Genomic DNA, 20,167 nt, shown 5'->3' with positions numbered 1-20,167 from the left:
AAAATTCGACAATACCGGTGATTTCAAACGTTCAAGCGACTATCTTTTTTAGACAATGGTCGATCTGCTCGCAAAAAGGACAACAGAAGATAAGAAAGTTTATAGAATCTCGTAGATTTGCCTGACCGTATATTTTACTCTTAAGAAGAGCCAAGTATCATAATATTCGAGAAGGAGGATTGCAATGATTGGGGAAATTTTGCTTGTCGGGAACGTTAAAGGTCGCCCTTATTTGAGCGTAGCAGGCAATCTTGATTCATGGACTCCAATCCTCTGGTTTGATCGAAATTAATGCTAATTGAATAAGTAATTTTAAGGAGAGTGATAGATAATGGACGATCACGCTAGCATACACCCAGCACCGCCGGAGTCGTTTGTTTATTTACCGACGGGTTCAACGCTAATCAGCAATCCGATGGATTTAAAAGGGTACTCTAGATGCAGAATCTATGTGCAGGCAAACGTTGCAGGCAGTATTGATGTTACTATAAGCGGCGCGCCGAATGAAAGTGGAATGTATACGGATGAATTAAGCGTCAATGCGGTGAAGACTGGAATTAACGGAACAACTTCTTATGTCCTAGATAACGTATCACGATTTGTAAAGGTAAAATGTGCAAATCTATCTGGCAAGTGGACGATCTGGGTAGTCCCAATTTGGTGATGAGAGGGAGGCTGCTGTGATGGCGAGGATGAAGATTGAGGATATGGCCTTAAGCTACTCGGGCACATGGACACATGTCAGTACAACGAACGGAAGCATGGATAGCAGGCACGATTCAGATGGAACTGCAACGGCTAATGCGTCGGCAATATGGAAGGCTTATTGCACGAGCATAGAAATTTATGCTCCTAAGGCGCCAAGCTTCGGAAAAGTGGATATTTTTATTGATGGGGTCATTCATGGTGAAGCGGATTATTATGCTCCCACTGCGCAATACGGAAATTTGATCTATGAGGTAACAGATCTGACAGCGGGTTACCATACCCTAGAAATTCGTAAGAAAGAAACGAGAAATCCCAGCTCTACAGGCAACTGCATTTCAATTGATTATTTGTATTCCGAATTGGTGCAACCGCAGCAAACTCAGTATAAAAGCATCGTCTGTATCGGTGATTCCATTACTTTCGGAGCCAATGTCGCTGCAAGACCGGACAACTTATACGGTAGAAAGCTGCAGCAAATGCTGTGTCGTCCTGTCAGTATCCATGGTTTATCCGGAGCGGATGTCAGTACGATTACCAATGTGATAGAGTCTGTTGTCGCATCTAGAAATCCGGACTTGGTATTATGGCTAACAGGCATGAACAATGCGAATCCTCAGGCTTCCTTAGAAATCGGTTTAGATAAAATGAAAACTTACCTCCACAATGCCGATATCATCGTGGCCACAATTCAATATAACACCTATTACACATCGGAACAAAACATCGTCAAAGTAGACGAAGTGAAAGCGGCATGCGCTGTGAAAGGGATTCCGTGTGTGGACATGTATAGCCCAACATCAGGAAATACTTATTTGAATAAGCCAGAGAATACCGTACACCCGGGCGATGAAGGGCAGGGTGTACTCGCTTCCTTGTTTTATCAGGAAATTATTAAGAAGTTCATAATCCCAAGTGTCTAAATTGGAAAGGTAAGATTACAAGAATATGGATATGAAATTGGGTCCATCCCGTATGTCGGAAGATCAGCCTATTAAGGCTGTCATTATCGGCGCAGGCAACCGAAGTTTGATTTATGCTTCTTATGCCTTGCAGCATCCAGATGAATTGCACATCGTTGGCGTTGTTGAGCCTAATCTAGAACGCCGGCAATTAACGGCAGAACGCTTCGGTATTTCTCCAGACAATTGCTTTGCATCCGTTGAGGAACTTGTTGTTCATCCCCAATTAGCGGATGCCGCTATTAATGGAACGATGGATCAATTTCATCTTCAAACAACGCTGCCACTTTTGAAGGCGGGATACGATGTTCTGTTAGAGAAGCCGATAGGCGTAAGTGAAAAGGAAGTACTTGAACTGTACGAAGCAGCGAACTCCTATAATCGTTCCGTGATGATTTGTCATGTATTGCGTTATGCACCTTTTTATTTGGAAATTCGCAAGCAAATCGAAAGCGGAATCATCGGGGATATTATCGCCATTCAGACAGAGGAAAATGTCAGCTACCACCATATGGCGACTTCTTTCGTTCGAGGGAAATGGAATAGTAAAGCGAGTTGCGATTCCTCCATGTTATTAGCCAAATGCTGCCACGACTTAGATATGATTTCTTGGATGAAAGGCAGCATACGACCGAAGAAGGTTAGTAGCTTCGGAGGATTATTCCAGTTTCGAGCGGACAAAGCCCCGGAAGGCGCTGGTACAAGGTGTCTTGTTGATTGTCCGATTGAAGCCACATGTATGTACTCCGCGAATAAAATGTATATCGAACAAGATTTATGGGGCATTTATGCTTGGGACAATAGATATGTAAGCAGTATCCCAACCCACGAGGAAAAAATCAATTCGCTGCGAACATCCAATCCATACGGGCGCTGCGTATGGCGCTGTGATAATGATGTTGTTGATCATCAAACAGTCATCATCGAATTCGAAGACGGAAGTACGGCATCGCACAATCTAACAGGAGCAACCTCCAAGTCGTGTAGAACGATTCATATCACGGGGACGAAAGGTGAAGTTTCCGGTACGATGGAGGATGGTTACTTCTTGGTTAGGCAACCAGATTCAAGGCCTGGTCATTTATACAAGGAAGAACGGATCGAGACGAATGTCACATCCGACATGCATGGTGGGGGCGATTTGCGGCTGGTTGCAGATTTTGTTCGCACCTTACGGGGAGATAAACCTTCTCTGTCTTCGACATCTCTGGAGAAATCGATTTATGGCCACCAAATCGGCTTTGCGGCAGAACGCTCAAGATCTGAGAATACGATTGTGGAAATTAGTTCCTTAGTCGTCAATGCATAAATGAATATATAGAACTAGACTGTCTGCTCGAGCTATTCGAAATGCTCGAGCAGATTTTTTGTGTAACCATTTATTTGGATACAAGAGGAAAGTGTAGGTATTTGTCGAATAGTTCTGTCAACTATGCTGGTAATTATTAGTAGGAAGTATTGAGCACGATTGGGGGTTATGCCAAAATGATGCAATTAAACTGGCAGAATTGGTGGTTTTCCATTTTTACAAAGCTGTTGGCATTATTTTTCATTATGATATTACCTGTGTATGCGATGGCCATTCATAGTAATGAGTCAGGATCGCACCTTGTCAGCAACGAAATTTCATCCTCGCTTCAAGCACAAATGAGCTTTTACCATAATTCCCTTAACAAAGAAATCGATCGGATGATGCAGCTTCAACGTCAGTATGTGGTTGATGATGACTTGTTGAATCTCAGTGTAATTGGAGAAGGTCTACCTGACTACGACCGTTCGCTGATGATGCGACAACTTCAACTTAAGCTGAATCTAATTAAGAGCTCGGGCATATACGCAACTGTAGCTAAAGCTTATATCCCATCGCTTCAACGAATTATAAGCACAGAAGATCTCACATCACCACTCCCTTCAGAACAAATTGAACAATTGAAAAATGAACGAGAGCTATTTACGAACGGTACGCCCTTATATTACAGAGATGGCAAGTTGTTTATCCGGGAATTTTATCCAACCAAAGCAGTTTCACCTGAACGTGATCCCGTATTTGTTCTGGAGACTGAGATTTCCGTGAATGAACTGCAAAATTTCCTCCGGCAAATTTCTAGTTTTAAAAAGAGCGGATCGGCTCTTGTCAGTGAAGCATGGAGGATTTCGAGCGACGAGAGCAATGAAGCGATGACGCCAATTATTGAGCTTGTTCGAAGCCATGTGGCTAAGCAAGTAGAAAAAGGGAGATGGATTGAAAACGTCCGAGTGAACAATCAAAACTATATAACGGCCTATGAGTACTCCCCAGATTCGAAGACAACACTGCTTGTGTTCGTGCCGGAGTCAGATATTCTTGGGCCGCTGGAGAAATATAAAAAGTTCATTTTCCTTATGTCTATCGTAACCATTGTACTGATTGTGCTCGTTTCTTATTGGATCTATCAGGTGATTCATAAGCCGCTTTCTAAAATGGTACGTGCCTTCCGAAGTATGGAGTCAGGCAATCTGAACCTTGTTTTGCATCACAAGAGTCGGGATGAATTTAACTATCTCTATAGGCAATTCAATCGGATGGCAGATAGACTAAGGACCCTGATTTACGAGGTATATGAAAAACAGCTGCAAAAGCAGCAGGCAGAGCTAAATCAGCTGCAGTCACAGATTAAGCCCCATTTTCTCTATAACAGCTTGTACTTGCTTTATCGCATCACGAAAGATGAAGACTATGAGAACAGCTTGAGGCTCACCAAGTATTTAGGTGATTATTTTCGCTATATTACGAAGAAAGCAGGGGAAGATGTACAGCTCTCCGAAGAATGGCATCACGTGCGCATGTATATGGAGATCCAGAATGTTAGATTTTCCAATCGCTTAAAAGTATCAATTGCCGAGCTGCCTGAGGATATACACAATTTACTCGTGCCGCGATTAATTATGCAACCGTTGGTCGAGAACGCTTACAATTATGGACTCGAGCATACTTTGGCAAATGGAGAACTAACCATTACGGTGGAGACGGGAGAAAAAATTTTGAAAATCCTAATCGAAGACAACGGAATTGGGATGTCAGAGGAAGACATGATGATATGGAATCATCGGTTCACAAATCCAACTGGAAATATCGATGTCAGCGGGATGATGAATGTGAACCGGCGGTTGCAATTAAAATTCGGTGATGAATCGGGTATTCAAGTAAGACCGAGGTCTGGTGGAGGTTTATGCGTAATCTTGACAATCTGTTCTGAAAAAGAGGAGGGGAAGTCATGTTAAATTTAATGATTGTGGATGACGAATCTGTGGCTGTCAATTTATTATCAAATGCGCTTGAAGAGTGGGGCAAGTACGAATTAACGATTAATAAAGCCTATTCAGGCATTGAAGCCTTGGATCGGATTCAAGAACGCCGACTAGATATCTTGCTCACGGATATTCGCATGCCTGGCATGAACGGTCTTGAGTTGGCAGACCATGTGCTGGATTTATGGCCTCGGTGCAAGATCATCTTTCTGTCCGGATACAATGATTTCGAGTACATTCAGAAAGCGATCCGCAAGGGGGGAATGGACTATATCCTGAAGGCAGAAGACGATGAACTCATCTTTCAAGCGATTGAAAAGGCAGCGGAGGAGATCAAGACCGAGCTGCATGAGGGGAGTATTTTGAAGAAGGCCCAAGAGCTTATGCAGCAAGCAATTCCAACCATGCGGCGCGATTACTTCATGGAAATGTTAGGCGGGGAGATGGGTTCTGAGGCTGCAAGAGTGAAACGGTTTGCAGAATTAGACATTCATTTGGATCCCATGCATGACGTTTACCTCGTAGTAGGGAGGGTCGACGACTGGGGAACGAATCTGTCAACGTCAGATAGAACGTTGTTATCATACTCCATTCAAAACATTGCAGAGGAGTTTCTGGCAGACAAGTTCCGGTTTTTATTTCTGTTGTACGATCGCTTTCGATTCGTCTGGTTCATTCAACCTAAGCAGTTCGCACTCCCTCAAGGGGAAGAAGCTGAGGTGGCCTGGGAGCGTGTACGGCAATTCGTAAAAGGAACATCTGAATCCATCCAAGCGACCTGCAGTCAGTTGCTAAAATTGCCGATCTCTCTCATGCTAAGTTCAAAGCCAAGTTCGTGGGAGAAGGCGGCAGGTCAATTCGATTCGCTCAAGCTTAATCTTAGCAGCGGACTGATTCGAAGCGAAGAAAAGCTAGTTGTGGAGCCTAGTTCAGACGCAGCCGGGCTAGAACGTTCCAGTAAAACTTTTTTCGCAGAGATGGCGGTGCGAAATCATATGCGGAAACTAGACCTGTTGGAGGCTCATTTGGATAGCGGGGATAAAGTTCAGTTCGTTCAACATTTCCATGAGTTTACTCGGCTGAGCAACATGGAATTGTCCGAGACAAAGCTGACCTATTTAACCATGGAAATGTTCGCAAATCTATCCTCCTTCTTTCTCTCCTATATGAGTCGGCGAAATCTCATTGACGAGCTTGGCGCTCCAATGAAGTTGGATAAATATGTGCAATTCGATAACCACAGCTCTTGGGAGGCTGCATTAGCTTATTTCCGACAGCTAGGGGAGATGGGGGCTGACTTCAACGGTAGACTGCAGCAAGAAAGAACCCATGAAATGATCCGTATTTTACACCAATATGTGCATGATTATATGAGGGAGGATTTGACACTTACGCGGTTGGCCGAGGTCGTCTATCTCAGTCCGCCGTACTTGTCTCGGTTGTATAAGCAGCTTACCGGCAATAACCTGACGGATTATGTTACCGAACAACGAATGGTGCGTGCAAAGAAGTTGCTCAAAAACACAACGATGAAAATCCACGAAATTGCCTACGAAGTTGGCTTTGAATCGGCGCCGTATTTTACCCGAGTATTCAAGAAACTGACAGGTTCTACGCCAATTGAGTATCGCGAAAGTAATTAAATGCTGTGTGAATGAACTACCGCCGGACATGCGAGCCCCCCTCGTTGATGTGGATTCGGCGGTATTTTTGCGTGTCGTGGAGAAATAGAGATTTATTTTATAAAGTTCAAGAGAGAATATAAGGAAGTATGAAATGTCTCGTATTTTTACATCCCAATACCTTTTATGATGAAAGAGAAGCAGGGCATAACGAAGGGGGTGAGAGAAAAGTAATGAATAATCGATGGGTTTCCAAGGTTTCCTTGCATCTTATGGTTTTGCCAGGCATTATCACAGTCCTTATTTTCAGCTACATACCGTTGTTCGGTTTAGTGATGGCATTTGAAAAGTATGTGCCCTCCAAGGGAATATTGGGCTCGCATTGGGTGGGGCTTGATAATTTTCGCTATGTCATTCATCTGCCCGACTTTTTCCAAGTAATCTTAAATACCATTATCATCGCAGTCATGAAAATTATAGTGGGTCTTGTGGTACCTATAGCCATTTCGCTGCTCTTAAATGAAATGCGCATTACGTTCATCAAGAGAAGCATCCAAACGCTTGTATATTTACCGCATTTTCTGTCCTGGGTAATCTTAGGGGGCATCCTAGTGGACATCTTGTCCCCATCGACAGGAGTTGTGAATCAACTGCTCCAAGCAGTTGGAATCGATCCGATATTTTTTCTAGGCGATAATAAGTGGTTTCCTTTTACGCTGGTGTTGTCCAACGAATGGAAAGAATTTGGTTTCAGTACGATTGTATATCTGGCCGCCATTGCAGGTATCAATCCGTCGCTCTACGAGTCGGCCGTTATAGATGGCGCCAATCGCTGGAAATGTGCGCTTCATATCACGTTGCCTGGTATTGCGCCGATCATCGTGTTAATGGCTACGTTAAGTATCGGTAGCATTTTGAATGCCGGCTTTGAGCAAGTGTTTAATCTCTACAGTCCAGTTGTCTATCAAAGTGGTGACATTATTGATACTTTTGTATACCGGATAGGCTTGATCGACGCGCAATATGGTGTGGCAACAGCAGTTGGCATGATGAAGTCAGTAGTCTCGCTAGTACTCATTTCCGTGTCCTACTATCTTGCCTACCGGATTGCGAACTATAGAATCTTTTAGAGAGAAGGAAGTTGAACTTGGTAGATCGTTACTCTTGGTCGAGATGGCTGTTCGTTGTGCTCAATTATACGTTTCTGATCCTGCTGGCGGTCTTATGTTTCCTTCCGCTGATTCATGTACTCGCTATCTCTCTTAGCTCAAATCTTGCCGTCTCTGCTGGATTGGTCAAGCTTTGGCCGAAAGATTTAACGTTCATATCCTACGAATTTATTCTCAGAAAGTCGGAATTTTTATTGTCTCTGCTTGTTACACTGAAGCGGGTTCTGCTAGGGGTGGCAGTCAATATGTTGCTTACGATATTGGCAGCCTATCCACTGTCGAAGGAATCGTCTGAGTTCAAAGGTCGAACGGTGTATGTCTGGATCTTGGTGTTTACGATGCTTTTCTCGGGCGGTCTTATCCCTTTGTATATGACGGTTAAGACGCTAGGCATGCTGGACTCCATTTGGTCGCTGATTCTGCCACATGCCCTTCCGGTTTTTAATGTCGTGCTGCTCCTGAACTTTTTTAGAGGAATTCCTAAAGAGTTAGAGGAAGCGGCTTTCATCGACGGGGCAGGATATATGAGGATCTTATGGAAAGTATATGTTCCGTTATCTATGCCATCCATCGCGACATTAACGCTGTTTGCTACTGTTGGTCATTGGAACGCTTGGTTCGATGGACTCATTTTCATGAATTCACCGGCAAATTATCCGCTTCAAAGTTATCTGTACACCATCGTTAATAATGTAGATGCCATTATGGGGAACCTGGATCTTGTTAATATCAAGTTATACGAGGAAGTTTCAAGCCGGACTGCCAAAGCGGCACAAATCTTTTTAGGTGCGCTTCCTATTTTGCTCTTGTACCCATTTCTTCAACGTTTCTTTATAAAAGGAATTGTTGTAGGCAGTGTAAAAGGTTAAGTTTAGAAAAATTAGTAGGCAACAAACTTATTCCCAGGGGGATTGAAAATGAAAGTTAAAAATGTCAACGCGCTGAATATTATTATGATTGCTGCTCTCATGACGCTTTCCGCGTGCAGCAGCGATACGAATGAAAAGGGGAGTCCAAGCCCATCCGAACCAGCCAAAGAAGCTAATTCGCAGTCAGCAACGCCAACCAATGGTAAGTACAATCCGCCTATTGAAGTATCGACGGTAAGGTATATCGATGCCGGGTTTAAATTTAAAGATGGAGAGTCGCTGGATAAAAATATTTGGAACGGTATTTTTGAAGATGAACTTGGCGTGAAGGTGAAAAATATGTGGGTTGTGGACAAATCGCAGTACAACCAGAAATTAAATGTAACGATTGCTTCAGGCAGTTTGCCTGACTTCTTTGAAGTCGACAAGGTGACCATGCAGCGACTCGTAGACGAAGGAGCGCTCGAAGACTTGACGGCTGTCTACGAGAAGTATGCAAGTCCATTTGCAAAGAAAACGCTTACAGTCGATGGTGGGGCGGCTATCAAAGCAGCGACCGTGAACGGTAAATTGATGGCAATTCCGCATACAGCCTCAAACGGAGGCGTTGCTTCGACTGAAATGATCTGGCTTAGAACCGATTGGCTGAAAAAAGTGAACCTTCAAGCGCCTAAGACGATGGATGATGTGATGAAAATTGCAGAAGCATTCAGCAAGATGGATCCGGATGAGAACGGAAAAAACGACACGTACGGTCTTGCAATTAACAAAGAGATGCTGCAAAATTTTGGATCGGTCAGGGGCTTTTTTAACGGGTACCATGCTTATCCAGATTATTGGGTAAAAGACGCATCGGGTAAAATCGTATTCGGTTCGGTGCAGCCAGAAATGAAAGTCGCGTTGCAGAAGCTTCAGGATTTGTATAAAATTGGCGTCCTAGACAAAGAGTTTTCCGTCAAGGACACGAACAAGATTCTGGAAGACGTGAATGCGGAGAAAATCGGCTTAATATACGGGCATCTTTGGGATCCACCAGGCAAAACGTATGACATTAATTATTTGAAAAACAAGGATGCCGCTTACCCGCTTTGGCAGACATATCCAATCGTCTCTGTAGACTCCGCCCCGGCGAAGGTACAAGCGAATCCAACGGCAGAAACATTTTTTGTTGTAAGAAAAGGTGTGAAGAACCCGGAAGTTGTTATCAAGCTGCTGAACACTTATTTGAAAAAATATATTGAAACCGATTATTCCGGTTCAGTCAATCCTTTTATTGCGAAAGACGGGATTTTCCCTGCCAAATTTGCTCCGGTGCAACTAGAGTCACCTAATCTTAATCTAGAAGCTTGGTATAAAGTTGTCGACGCACTCAAGACAGGGGATGGCAGCAAACTTGATTTCCCTGCCTCTGTTCACTTTGACCGTATTTCCAAGTTTAGAAATGGCGATTACAAGATGTGGTATTCAGATCGGACGTTTGGTCCAGAGGGAGCCTTTAAAGTCATTGATCAGTACGATAAGCAGAAAACATTTGTTTTTGACGAATTTATCTCTTCACCGACACCAACAATGGTCGATAAGCTTTCAACGCTAACGAAAATGGAAATGGAAGTTTTCACTAAAATTATCATGAATGCAGCACCGATCTCTGATTTTGATAAGTTTGTTGAGCAATGGAAACTGTCAGGTGGAAGTAAGATCGAACAGGAGGCTAACGAGGCGTACAAAAAAAATCAAGGTAACTAACAGAATCTGCAGGAGGGCAGGGAATGTTCTGTCCTCCAATCCAACAACATTCCCTTATTAAAAAGGAGGAAATGAAATAATGAGATGTAAATGGATGGCTTGTAAAGTGGGTGAAAATGCCGATAATGATGGCGGCTTTTGCGATTACGGCTATGTTTGGAGCATCATCTGTGTATGCATCTGTCTCAACAGTAACCATAGATACATCTTCCATTGTTAACAATGATTTCCTCGGATTCGGTGGCGAGTTTGATCCTACGCAGTTCATGAGTGAAGCTGTAGCCAATGGTTTCAATGATGACTGGTGGGAAGTGGAGAAACAGCGGGTAGCAAAGTTGCATCCGAGCCTTGTTCGCGTGTGGTATCAGACCGATTGGATGGAGCCTGCGAACGATAACAACGACCCTGACGTCACGAACTGGTCGAATATGCAGACGAATAGCGCTAAGATGCAGTCTGTCTACAAAGTGCTTGATTTCCTAAAGTCAGAACATATTGATGTAATGCTCGTTGCCGGTTGGAAAATGGATGCTGCCGTACAGAGTTGGCTCGCATTCAGCGGATTACCGAGTCCAGTCAATAGCGCCCCGAACGATCTGGATGAGTGGGCCGAGTGGGTTTCGGCATCGCTGCACCAACTGATTACGGTGAAGGGCTATGATAACATTAAGTATGTGATGTCCTTCAATGAACCAAGTGGTGGTGATTTCGAGACACCAGCTGGCATTGATCCAAAGGACTATTACAAGGACATGTACAAAGCTATTCACGATCGGTTAATTGCAGATGGCATGCGCTCCGCGATCAAATTAGTCGGGCCTGATGAATCCGGTGGAAGTTCAGAATGGACAGCGTATGCAGCGACGTATATGAATGACGTTCTCGATATTTACGATGGTCATGCTTATAACATGGATTACAGCACATTGCCGGTTTGGCTTTCAAATCGCAAAAATTATGTCACGCCTACGGGGAAACCACTCATCTTGACCGAATTTGCAGCTCGTGGGACCAATGAAGACCGTAATACCTTTCAGTATGGCGTTAATCTTGCAGATTTAATGGTATCAGGAATGCGAAATGGCGTATCCAGTATGCTATATTGGCGCCTTGCCGATCAACAGTTGGTAGATCCGCTGAACTTTATCGATACTTCTTTTGGGGCTTGGCCATGGCTGCCGGAATCAACGATGCCCCGGTATTCGTACTATTCGCTTGGCTTGTTTTCTAATTATACAGGTTCGCATGCGCAGGTGCTATCGACAACGTCGGATGATCCTGACTTGCATGTAACGTCAGTGAGAAGATCTGATGGCGAGTACACGGTGTACGTTGTTAACAGCAGTTCTTCGAATAGTAAAAGCGTATCCTTTCAGTTTGACTCGAATCTGAACAAGACCGTAAGCCGGCATTTATATACCAGCACGTTGGTGCCTACACCAGGAGCTGTAACGATACCTAGTGATGCCTCTTGGACGAGTGTTGGGAGCAGTTTTAGTGATACGAATCTGCCTGCGAATAGTGTAGCCGTGTACACGACGGTTGGAGAACAGGAGCAGATTGAGATTACGCCTGGAGAAATCTCTGCTGTCTTGGGAAGCACAACTACGTTCAATGATACAGTCATTGGCAGCACGTACGGAACGACATGGTCTGTGCTTGGCAGTGTGTCGCAAGGAGCGATCTCGACCAGCGGGACATTTACTGCGCCGAACGCCATGCCGCCTATGCCCCAGACCATTGTTAAGGCAACGAGAGTCGGCGATCCAAGAGTATATGGATTAGCTGTGATTCAGTTCAAAGTACTTGGACTCAAAGCAGTTGGCGATTATCCGAATGTGAATTTAAGTTGGCGGCCTTCCCAAGGGGCATCTAGTTATAACGTTAAACGAAGTACGACTCCAGGCGGACCTTACACGGTGATTGCTTCAAGTGTGACGGCAACTACTTATGTAGATTCTGATATATCGGATGATACGCTCTATTACTATGTCGTCTCTGCCGAGAGTGCGTACGGAGAAAACGGAAATTCGAGTGAAGTCACACCGAGCAATTATTTTATTGATAATTTTAACGGCGCGGCAATTGATGTAACAAAATGGAGAGTCATCGACAAGGGATTTCGGTCGACAGCTGTGACTGGCATTGGTGCCAGCCAATCCAGCGGATCGTTGACATTTTCAGGTACGACCAGTGTGAACTACTGGGGTGGGAAAGGAGTGCAATCCGTTCCTTATTTTCAGGCGACAGCGAGTTCACCATTAACCGTGAAAGTAGATCGGGTTTCTGCGAATGGTACGGGCTCTGGGTATCGCAGCGGCATTAAGCTGTGGCGGAGCTATACAGAGAATATTCATTTTAGTCAAAATAGTGATACGGGCGTATGGGCATACAATTTAAATGATGGTAGTGATGTTACCATGTATACGAATTCGGATCATGGTGACCATCACATGAAACTTGTCCATGATGGCAGCAGTGTCCATTTCTTTGTTGACGATGTGGAATATGCGAGTGTTCCCGTCATATGGAATAATGATTTCAGTATCATGGTGACTGGAGAAGCGAGGCAAAACGGAGATTCCGTAACCGCAGTATTCGATAATTTCGAGGCATATTCTTCAACGCAGTTTTTGCCTGCTCCATCAGGTTTAACGGCAGTTGCAGGTGATTCACAGGTCAGTTTAAGCTGGGGAAGTGTGCCTGGTGCAACCAGTTATACAGTTAAGCGACGTACTGTCGCTGGCGGGCCATATACCCAAATCACGTCCAATCTAGTGTCTCCCGCCTATACGGATACAGGTTTATCCAATGGAACTGCTTACGATTATGTTGTAACGGCTGTAAATAGTACACTGGCGAGTGTTCACTCCGCCAAAGCTCTGGCTACGCCTACTGACGGCAGCATTATTATTGATAATCTGCAAGCCGAGAAGACAGGTACCTGGAACTCTTCGGCCTCGCTTCCTAATTATTACGGTTCGGATTATGCGGTCAATGCAACAGGAACCGGAGCAGATTCCATTCGTTGGAGGCCAACGATCACGCAGGCTGACAACTACAAAGTGTATTATCGATTGCCGAATGGGAATGGTGATCGGGCTTCCAATGCACCATTCACCGTGTACTACAATGGTGGCTCCCAAACGTTCTTGGTCAACGAGCAATCGTCGCCTGGAGGCAATTGGATTTTATTAGGTACTTTTGACTTTGCCCTAGGGACTACAGGGTATGTAGAGCTTACTGACAATGCCAACAGTAATTATGTGATTGCCGATGCAGTGAAGTTTACTAAAGATTAGGTTCTCTGGAGGGGCTGAAAAGCCCCTCTTTCAGAATGCGATCATGCATAGAATCAGGAGGGAACTCGCCCCGATGCGAACAATCATGAGTATGGAAGATGGGGAATGGCAATTCTGGGCACCCAGAGAAGAAGTATCGCCTTCCTATGCGCGAATTGCGTTGGACGAAGGATTACAACTGGAGATGAGCGGTGCAGGGAAAAAAGGGTGTTATGGAAGTTGGCATAGCCGGAATATCCATATTAGAGAAAAGCAGAATTATGCCATTCAAGCGGAATATCAGGTGAGTGATGTTCTCCATGAGCACGTGAGCGTCTATATGATTGCTACATGGATGGACGATGAAGGTACTTTACTGCAGCGAGACTATCTTGAACTCGTTGAAAAAAACGATGAAGCGTGGAGAACTTTGCAACGTACATTGGATGCGCCTTCGCGTGCCGCACAATTGCGTCTGGAGCTGACGTTTCGTTGGAGTGCTGATGGAACCGTCATGTGGCGAAACGCACAGGTTCAAGCGTGCGAAGCTACGACCCCAAGAGCTGTACGAGTCGTCACTACCTACGCCAAACCCACGGAAGACATGGATACCAATCTGAAATTAATGCTGGATTTGCTTCATATGGCGGGGCGTCATCATCCGGATATCATTGTGCTGACAGAGACATTCTATGAAGGCTTCGTGCAGCTTCCATTGGTTCAGAGATGCCAGCCTATCCCGGGTCCGCTTACTGAGATCCTATCGGAGCAAGCGAGGGCTCTTAGCAGCTACATTCTCTTTACAATGTATGAACGCGACGAAGGACATATTTACAATACGGCAGTACTGCTGGACCGTGAAGGCAAGATTGCGGGCAAGTATCGGAAAATACACCTGCCGTTGTACGAAGCGGAAATGGGCGTCATGCCCGGCAATGCGCATGTTGTCATAGACACTGACTTTGGTCGAATGGGGATTTTAATTTGCCATGACCAGGAGTTTCCCGAATCAGCGCGGGTCTTGGCGCTGCAAGGTGCGGAAGTCATTTTTATCCCAACGATAGGAAATGGCTTATTGCAGACAAGAGCCAGGGCACGGGATAATGGACTGCATGTCGTCGTGGCTGGTTGCGGGGGCGGAGCTAACGCCAGTCGAGTGATTGCTCCTAACGGTGAACTGATCGGATATGTTCAGGACCAGGAGATGGGTGTTTTTGCTGTTGATCTTAACTTGGATCAACGGTTGTATAAGTATTGGCTGTCGGTAGGCCCAGGAAATGGGGAAGCGCGTAGCCTATTCAGAAAAGAAAGAAGACCTGATGCTTACGCGGATCTAATATAAATCGTACTTTGGGGAGGCTGTGAATCATGAGCATCGTTGATCGCAGAGAAGAATTGATGGGACTGCTGGGCAAGCTGCCGTCTCGAACGAAGCCGATTCAAGCGCATCTGTTGCAAGAACAAGAGAACAGTTCATATATACTAGAGAAACTCGTATTGGAATTGAATGATCGCGAGCCAGTTCCTGCTTATTTTTTACGCGCCAAGAATGCAAGTCCCCGTTCGCCGGTTATTCTCTACAACCACTCGCATGGCGGGCGATACAAGGTTGGCAAAGAGGAGTTGCTGTCGCCAGCCCCTTATATGTACGCGGCATCCTATGGCGAGAGTCTCACGCAACTGGGGATTTCTGTGTTATGTATTGACGCTTGGGCGTTTGGGGAGCGAAGTGTGCGCAGCGAATCGACCATCTGTAAGGAGCTGCTCTGGCAAGGGCGGACGATGTGGGGAATGATGGTATTTGACAGCCTGCGTGCTGTGGATTATCTCGTATCTCGTTCTGATGTAGATCCTGAACGGATAGGTACGCTAGGAATGTCGATGGGGAGTACGATGGCATGGTGGCTCGCAGCGTTGGATCCGCGTATCCAAGTGACGGTTGACATCTGCTGCCTGACTGATTTTGAGACGCTCTTGGAGGAAGACGGGCTCAACCGACATGGATTATACTACTACGTACCCGATTTATTGAATCATTTTACAACGGCTCAAATTAATGCCTTGATTGCCCCGCGATCCCATTTGAGCTTGGCTGGGAGTCTTGATCCCTTAACCCCGGTCAAGGGCTTAGATAAGATAGATCGCGAGTTAAGAAGTGTCTATAAAGCATTAGGAGCTTCCGAGTCATGGAAGTTATCCAGGTATGACGTTGCCCATCTGGAGACGAAGGCGATGCGCGAGGAAGTTATTGCTTACTTACGAGCGTGGAGAGATTCGGGATTTTTTAGGTTAGGGAGATGACTATGTGGGGAAATATCGAGTCACTGTCACTGAAGAAATACGAGCGAAAGTGCAATCGCTCAGCCATAAACAAAGTCAGGTAGAGGTGAGACGGCCAAGTTGTATTTCCCGGAAAATAACTTGCATAAGGAAATCAAGTTGAAAGGCTTCGAAATTGTTACGCTACGGTATCGTAAAGAAACAGGAGAAGTTGTGCAAGAGTCATTAATGGAAGGTTATTAAGGTTGATTCCAAGTATTGCAATCTGGGATCTGTAAAAGAGTACGTTAACCATGCGAGCCCTAGAGTTGGATCTAGGAGCTCGTATTTTTTTTATCGCAGTAGAATAGAAATAGAGATAGACGGATGTTATAAAATAACATATTATAATGTTATAAATAGACTTTTTAATGTTATTTTAAAACAAATGAAAAGGGTGGTAGACATGTCCGTTCAACCAAGATTAAATCGCATGTTTAGTGAGCAGGGGAAATGCTTTGATGTAGCTATCGATCATGGCTTCTTTAATGAGGCTCAGTTTCTAACCGGAATTGAAAATATGAAGGAAGCCGTTGAAACCATCGTTCATGCGGGTCCGAACTGTATCCAACTTAGCATAGGTCAAGCCAAGCATTTGCAAGCCATCCCAGGCAGTCATAAACCAGGACTTGTGCTTCGTACAGATGTTGCCAATATTTATGGGCATGTGCTTCCTGCGTTTCTTTTCAGCGAACTGATTGACAAAGCGATTGAACAAGCGGTCCGGATGGATGCTGTAGCTGTATGTGTGAACCTGTTGCAATTGCCGAATCAGCCCCAACTTCATTATCAATGTGTGAAAAATGTCTCACATCTTAAAACAGCATGTGAAAAATTCGGCATGCCGCTGATGGTAGAGCCTCTAGTTATGCTCGCAAACGAGGAAAAAGGCGGCTATATCGTCGATGGCGATATTAACAAAATTATGCCGCTTGTTAGGCAAGCTGTTGAACTTGGGGCAGATGTCATTAAAGCAGACCCATGTGAGCATGTAGAAGAGTATCATCGTGTCATTGGGATTGCTTCTGGCGTTCCTGTCCTTGTCCGCGGCGGAGGCCGAGCAAGCGATGAAGAAATCATGAGCCGCACGGTGGAGCTGATGAAGCAAGGCGCATCGGGTATTGTGTACGGCCGCAATGTCATTCAGCATCCGAATCCTGCTGGCATGACCAAAGCTTTAATGTCCATTGTTCACCACGGGGCTTCGGAAGATCAGGCGCTTGCGTTACTGCGTAAATAACTTAACGTACCAGAAGGAGGTCATCTCATTTTGACTAGGACAATTATTCGGTTTGGCGTTATCGGCTGCGGCTTGATGGGCAAAGAATTCGCTAGCGCCGCAGCAAGATGGTGTCATCTTACCGAGATGGATAGTGAACCCCGAATTATAGCGGTTTGTGATGCCAACCCTGCAGCGACACAGTGGTTCAAGGACAGCTTATCAAGTGTGGAAGCTACCTATACGGATTATAGGGAGATGCTTGCGAACCCGAATATTGACGCGATTTACTGTGCGGTTCCCCACAATCTGCATGCTCAAATCTATATCGATATCATTGAAGCAGGTAAACATTTGTTAGGTGAAAAGCCATTTGGTATTGATCAGGCATCCAATACCTTGATATCGGAAGCTATTTCACGCAATCCGCACGTCATCGTCCGCTGCTCATCGGAATTTCCATTTTTCCCAGGCGTTCAACAAATGGTTCAGTGGGTAGAAGAGAATAAATTTGGGAAGATCATTGAGGTTGAGGCTGGATTCTGGCATTCAAGTGACTTGGATCCGACGAAACCAATCAATTGGAAAAGGCGTATCGCTACGAATGGCGAATATGGTTGTATGGGCGATCTTGGGATGCACGTTCTTCATTTGCCTTTGCGTTTTGGTTGGAAACCGAAATCCGTAAGAGCTTTGCTATCCAAAATTGTCCCAGAACGTCCCGATGGCAAAGGGGAGATAGTTCCTTGCGAAACGTGGGATAATGCCATATTGGCCTGTGAGGTAGATACGGGAGGGCAACAATTTCCGATGGTCTTATCGACGAAGCGTATTGCCCCAGGACATGCCAATACGTGGTTCATCCGGATTATGGGTACGGAATTCTCTGCGGAATTTACAACCAAAAATCCAAAGCAAGTGAGTTCATTACCTTACAGTCCTGGCGGGGTACAGTCCTGGCATAGCACAGATTCTCCTTATAAGTCGGCATACAGTACCATTACAGGAGCTATCTTTGAGTTCGGCTTCTCGGACTCGATCTTACAAATGTGGGCTGCATTCTGTGATGAATTAGCACACCCTACAGAGATGGCGCAGCCTTTTTATTGCGCCACGCCAGAAGAAGCGGCAGCCAGTCATCAGGTGTTTACAGCCGCGTTAGAATCCAATCGAACCGGTCAAACCATAGCGCTACATTGGGAGGAATAAATGTGAGCGGCAAAGAGGAAGTCATCGTGGCTGGGCATATTTGCTTGGATATTATTCCAACGATGGATGAGAAACAATCGAGCTTGGCTGCCCTGCTATCACCGGGGAAGCTTGTGAATATCGGACCAGCCGTTATTTCAACGGGAGGTGCAGTTTCGAATACCGGAATTGCGCTTTATCGTCTGGGAAGTAAGGTGAAATTAATGGGGAAGATAGGAGCGGACCCCTTCGGTGAAGCCATACTTACCCTGTTGAGGCAGCAGGATCCTTCCTTAGTTGAGGGGATGATTGTATCGCCGGAGGCTAATAGTTCCTATTCCATCGTCATTAGTCCACCGAATATGGATCGGATGTTTCTGCACTCGACGGGTGCAAATGATACGTATGCGGCTTCTGATTTGAAACAGGAACAATTGCAAGGAGCAAAGCTGTTTCATTTTGGTTATCCACCTCTCATGAAGAACATGTTCGAGAATGAGGGGGCAGAGCTTGTATCCTTATTGAAGAAAGTCAAAGCGAGTGGCTTGACGGTTTCTCTTGATATGGCAAAACCAGACCCCGAATCAGCTGCTGGAAGGGGGAATTGGCGAGAAATTCTGACGCAAGCTCTTCCTTATGTCGATGTTTTTTTACCAAGCTTCGAAGAAATTGTTTATATGCTCGACCGAGAGCGTTACGACCTCATGGAAAAAACGGCTACAGATGGCGACCTGTTGTCTTATGCTGATGGCGTATTATTAGCTCAACTATCCGCTGAACTCATCCAAATGGGGGTGGCGATTGTAGTCATTAAACTCGGGGAGCATGGGTTATATGTACGAACAACCTCAGATGAGAAGAGATTTGCACGGATAGGGCTAAGTTCACCCCAGCAGAATCAATTCGATGATTGGCTAAATTGCGAATACATTTCCACTTGTTATGAAGTGGATGTTGTAGGTACAACAGGGGCAGGTGACTGCACAATTGCAGGTTTCCTATTCGGTCTGACAAGGGGCTTAACATTGAAGGAGTCATTGCAGAGTGCTGTTGGCGTAGGCGCGTTCAATGTTGAACAAGCGGATGCTACTAGCGGCATACCCGAATGGACAGCTGTCCGAGACCGAATGAACAAAGGATGGAAGAAGCGGGCGACGAGTTTGAAACTGGTCAATTGGCATTTGCATGAAGATCTGATCTGGATAGGACCTTATCATAAGTCTCCGAAAGAGAGCGTGAGAAGCGAATGAAGCGAAGTGAGATTAAGCAAGCTCAGCAGCGGGCTGAACATATGTTGACATCATCAGGCATTCAATTAACTGAGGAAGAGATTGCGCGCATTGAAGTTGCAGACTTTGGACTGGGACAGCTTGAGGTACAAGGACTGGAGCTAATTACATATATAAATACCGACCGATATTGTGCCAAAGACTTAGTTCTTTTTCCACGACAAACTTGTCCCGAACATCTTCATCCTCAGATCGCGAACGAACCAGGTAAAATGGAAACCTTTCGCTGCCGCGCAGGGGTTGTCTATTTATACGTAGAGGGAGAGCCTACGCCAGAGATAGCGGCCATTGTACCTTCAGGCAGTGAAGATTCCTATACCGTCATGAACGAAATCGTTCTCCAACCTGGCGAGCAATATACCATTGAACCTGGGATAAAACATTGGTTTCAAGCTGGCGATGATGGAGCCATCATTTCCGAATTTTCAAGCACGAGTCGGGATGAGTTGGATATCTTTACAGATCTGCACATTCAACGAATGCCGATTATTCATGAAGATGCGTAGGTAG

The 20,167-nt window shown here is 45.2% G+C and carries 15 protein-coding genes; all 15 read left to right on the top strand.

The window, feature by feature from the left end; all coding sequences use genetic code 11:
• The first annotated feature begins 331 nt into the window (after positions 1–331).
• The 15 genes from GC096_RS01025 to GC096_RS00955 all read left to right on the top strand — a co-directional run bounded on the left by GC096_RS01025 (position 332) and on the right by GC096_RS00955 (position 20,163).
• Positions 332–664, top strand: coding sequence for a hypothetical protein (locus GC096_RS01025; protein WP_171628439.1), 333 nt, complete (start codon positions 332–334; stop codon positions 662–664).
• A gap of 19 nt (positions 665–683) precedes the next feature.
• Positions 684–1,628: an SGNH/GDSL hydrolase family protein gene (locus GC096_RS01020; protein ID WP_171628438.1), complete on the top strand. Its 945-nt coding sequence runs from the start codon at positions 684–686 to the stop codon at positions 1,626–1,628.
• A 25-nt stretch (positions 1,629–1,653) separates the two neighbouring features.
• Positions 1,654–2,976 carry a Gfo/Idh/MocA family protein gene (locus GC096_RS01015; protein WP_171628437.1) on the top strand — a complete coding sequence of 441 codons (1,323 nt, stop codon included), beginning with the start codon at positions 1,654–1,656 and terminating at the stop codon, positions 2,974–2,976.
• A gap of 176 nt (positions 2,977–3,152) precedes the next feature.
• Positions 3,153–4,928 (top strand): sensor histidine kinase, encoded by a 1,776-nt coding sequence (locus tag GC096_RS01010; RefSeq protein WP_171628436.1) that lies wholly within the window; start codon positions 3,153–3,155, stop codon positions 4,926–4,928.
• On the top strand, positions 4,922–6,598 hold the full coding sequence (locus tag GC096_RS01005) for a response regulator (protein ID WP_171628435.1): 1,677 nt from the start codon (positions 4,922–4,924) through the stop codon (positions 6,596–6,598). The genes GC096_RS01010 and GC096_RS01005 overlap by 7 nt, the downstream gene beginning before the upstream one ends.
• Positions 6,599–6,810: 212 nt before the next feature.
• Complete coding sequence (locus GC096_RS01000; protein ID WP_171628434.1) at positions 6,811–7,707, top strand: ABC transporter permease; 897 nt, start codon at positions 6,811–6,813, stop codon at positions 7,705–7,707.
• 17 nt (positions 7,708–7,724) lie between these two features.
• On the top strand, positions 7,725–8,615 hold the full coding sequence (locus tag GC096_RS00995) for a carbohydrate ABC transporter permease (RefSeq protein WP_171628433.1): 891 nt from the start codon (positions 7,725–7,727) through the stop codon (positions 8,613–8,615).
• A 48-nt stretch (positions 8,616–8,663) separates the two neighbouring features.
• On the top strand, positions 8,664–10,361 hold the full coding sequence (locus GC096_RS00990; RefSeq protein ID WP_171628432.1) for an extracellular solute-binding protein: 1,698 nt from the start codon (positions 8,664–8,666) through the stop codon (positions 10,359–10,361).
• Between the two features lie 116 nt (positions 10,362–10,477).
• On the top strand, positions 10,478–13,663 hold the full coding sequence (locus GC096_RS00985; protein ID WP_171628431.1) for a golvesin C-terminal-like domain-containing protein: 3,186 nt from the start codon (positions 10,478–10,480) through the stop codon (positions 13,661–13,663).
• Between the two features lie 73 nt (positions 13,664–13,736).
• Positions 13,737–14,984: a carbon-nitrogen hydrolase family protein gene (locus GC096_RS00980; protein ID WP_171628430.1), complete on the top strand. Its 1,248-nt coding sequence runs from the start codon at positions 13,737–13,739 to the stop codon at positions 14,982–14,984.
• A gap of 26 nt (positions 14,985–15,010) precedes the next feature.
• Positions 15,011–15,943 (top strand): dienelactone hydrolase family protein, encoded by a 933-nt coding sequence (locus GC096_RS00975; protein ID WP_171628429.1) that lies wholly within the window; start codon positions 15,011–15,013, stop codon positions 15,941–15,943.
• A 424-nt stretch (positions 15,944–16,367) separates the two neighbouring features.
• A complete protein-coding gene (locus GC096_RS00970; protein ID WP_171628428.1) occupies positions 16,368–17,201 on the top strand; it encodes a class I fructose-bisphosphate aldolase in 834 nt (277 codons plus the stop codon).
• 30 nt (positions 17,202–17,231) lie between these two features.
• Positions 17,232–18,389 carry a Gfo/Idh/MocA family protein gene (locus GC096_RS00965; RefSeq protein ID WP_171628427.1) on the top strand — a complete coding sequence of 386 codons (1,158 nt, stop codon included), beginning with the start codon at positions 17,232–17,234 and terminating at the stop codon, positions 18,387–18,389.
• A 2-nt stretch (positions 18,390–18,391) separates the two neighbouring features.
• Entirely contained in the window at positions 18,392–19,618 is a 1,227-nt protein-coding gene (locus GC096_RS00960; RefSeq protein ID WP_312886155.1) for a carbohydrate kinase family protein, read from the top strand.
• Positions 19,615–20,163 (top strand): D-lyxose/D-mannose family sugar isomerase, encoded by a 549-nt coding sequence (locus GC096_RS00955; protein WP_171628426.1) that lies wholly within the window; start codon positions 19,615–19,617, stop codon positions 20,161–20,163. The genes GC096_RS00960 and GC096_RS00955 overlap by 4 nt, the downstream gene beginning before the upstream one ends.
• The last annotated feature ends 4 nt before the right edge of the window (positions 20,164–20,167 follow it).

Origin of the sequence: Paenibacillus plantarum (assembly GCF_013141695.1) — a bacterium.
GTDB lineage: Bacteria > Bacillota > Bacilli > Paenibacillales > NBRC-103111 > Paenibacillus_E > Paenibacillus_E plantarum.
The sequence above is the reverse complement of the archived record's forward strand: the minus strand, read 5'-3'. Positions and strand labels throughout refer to the sequence as shown.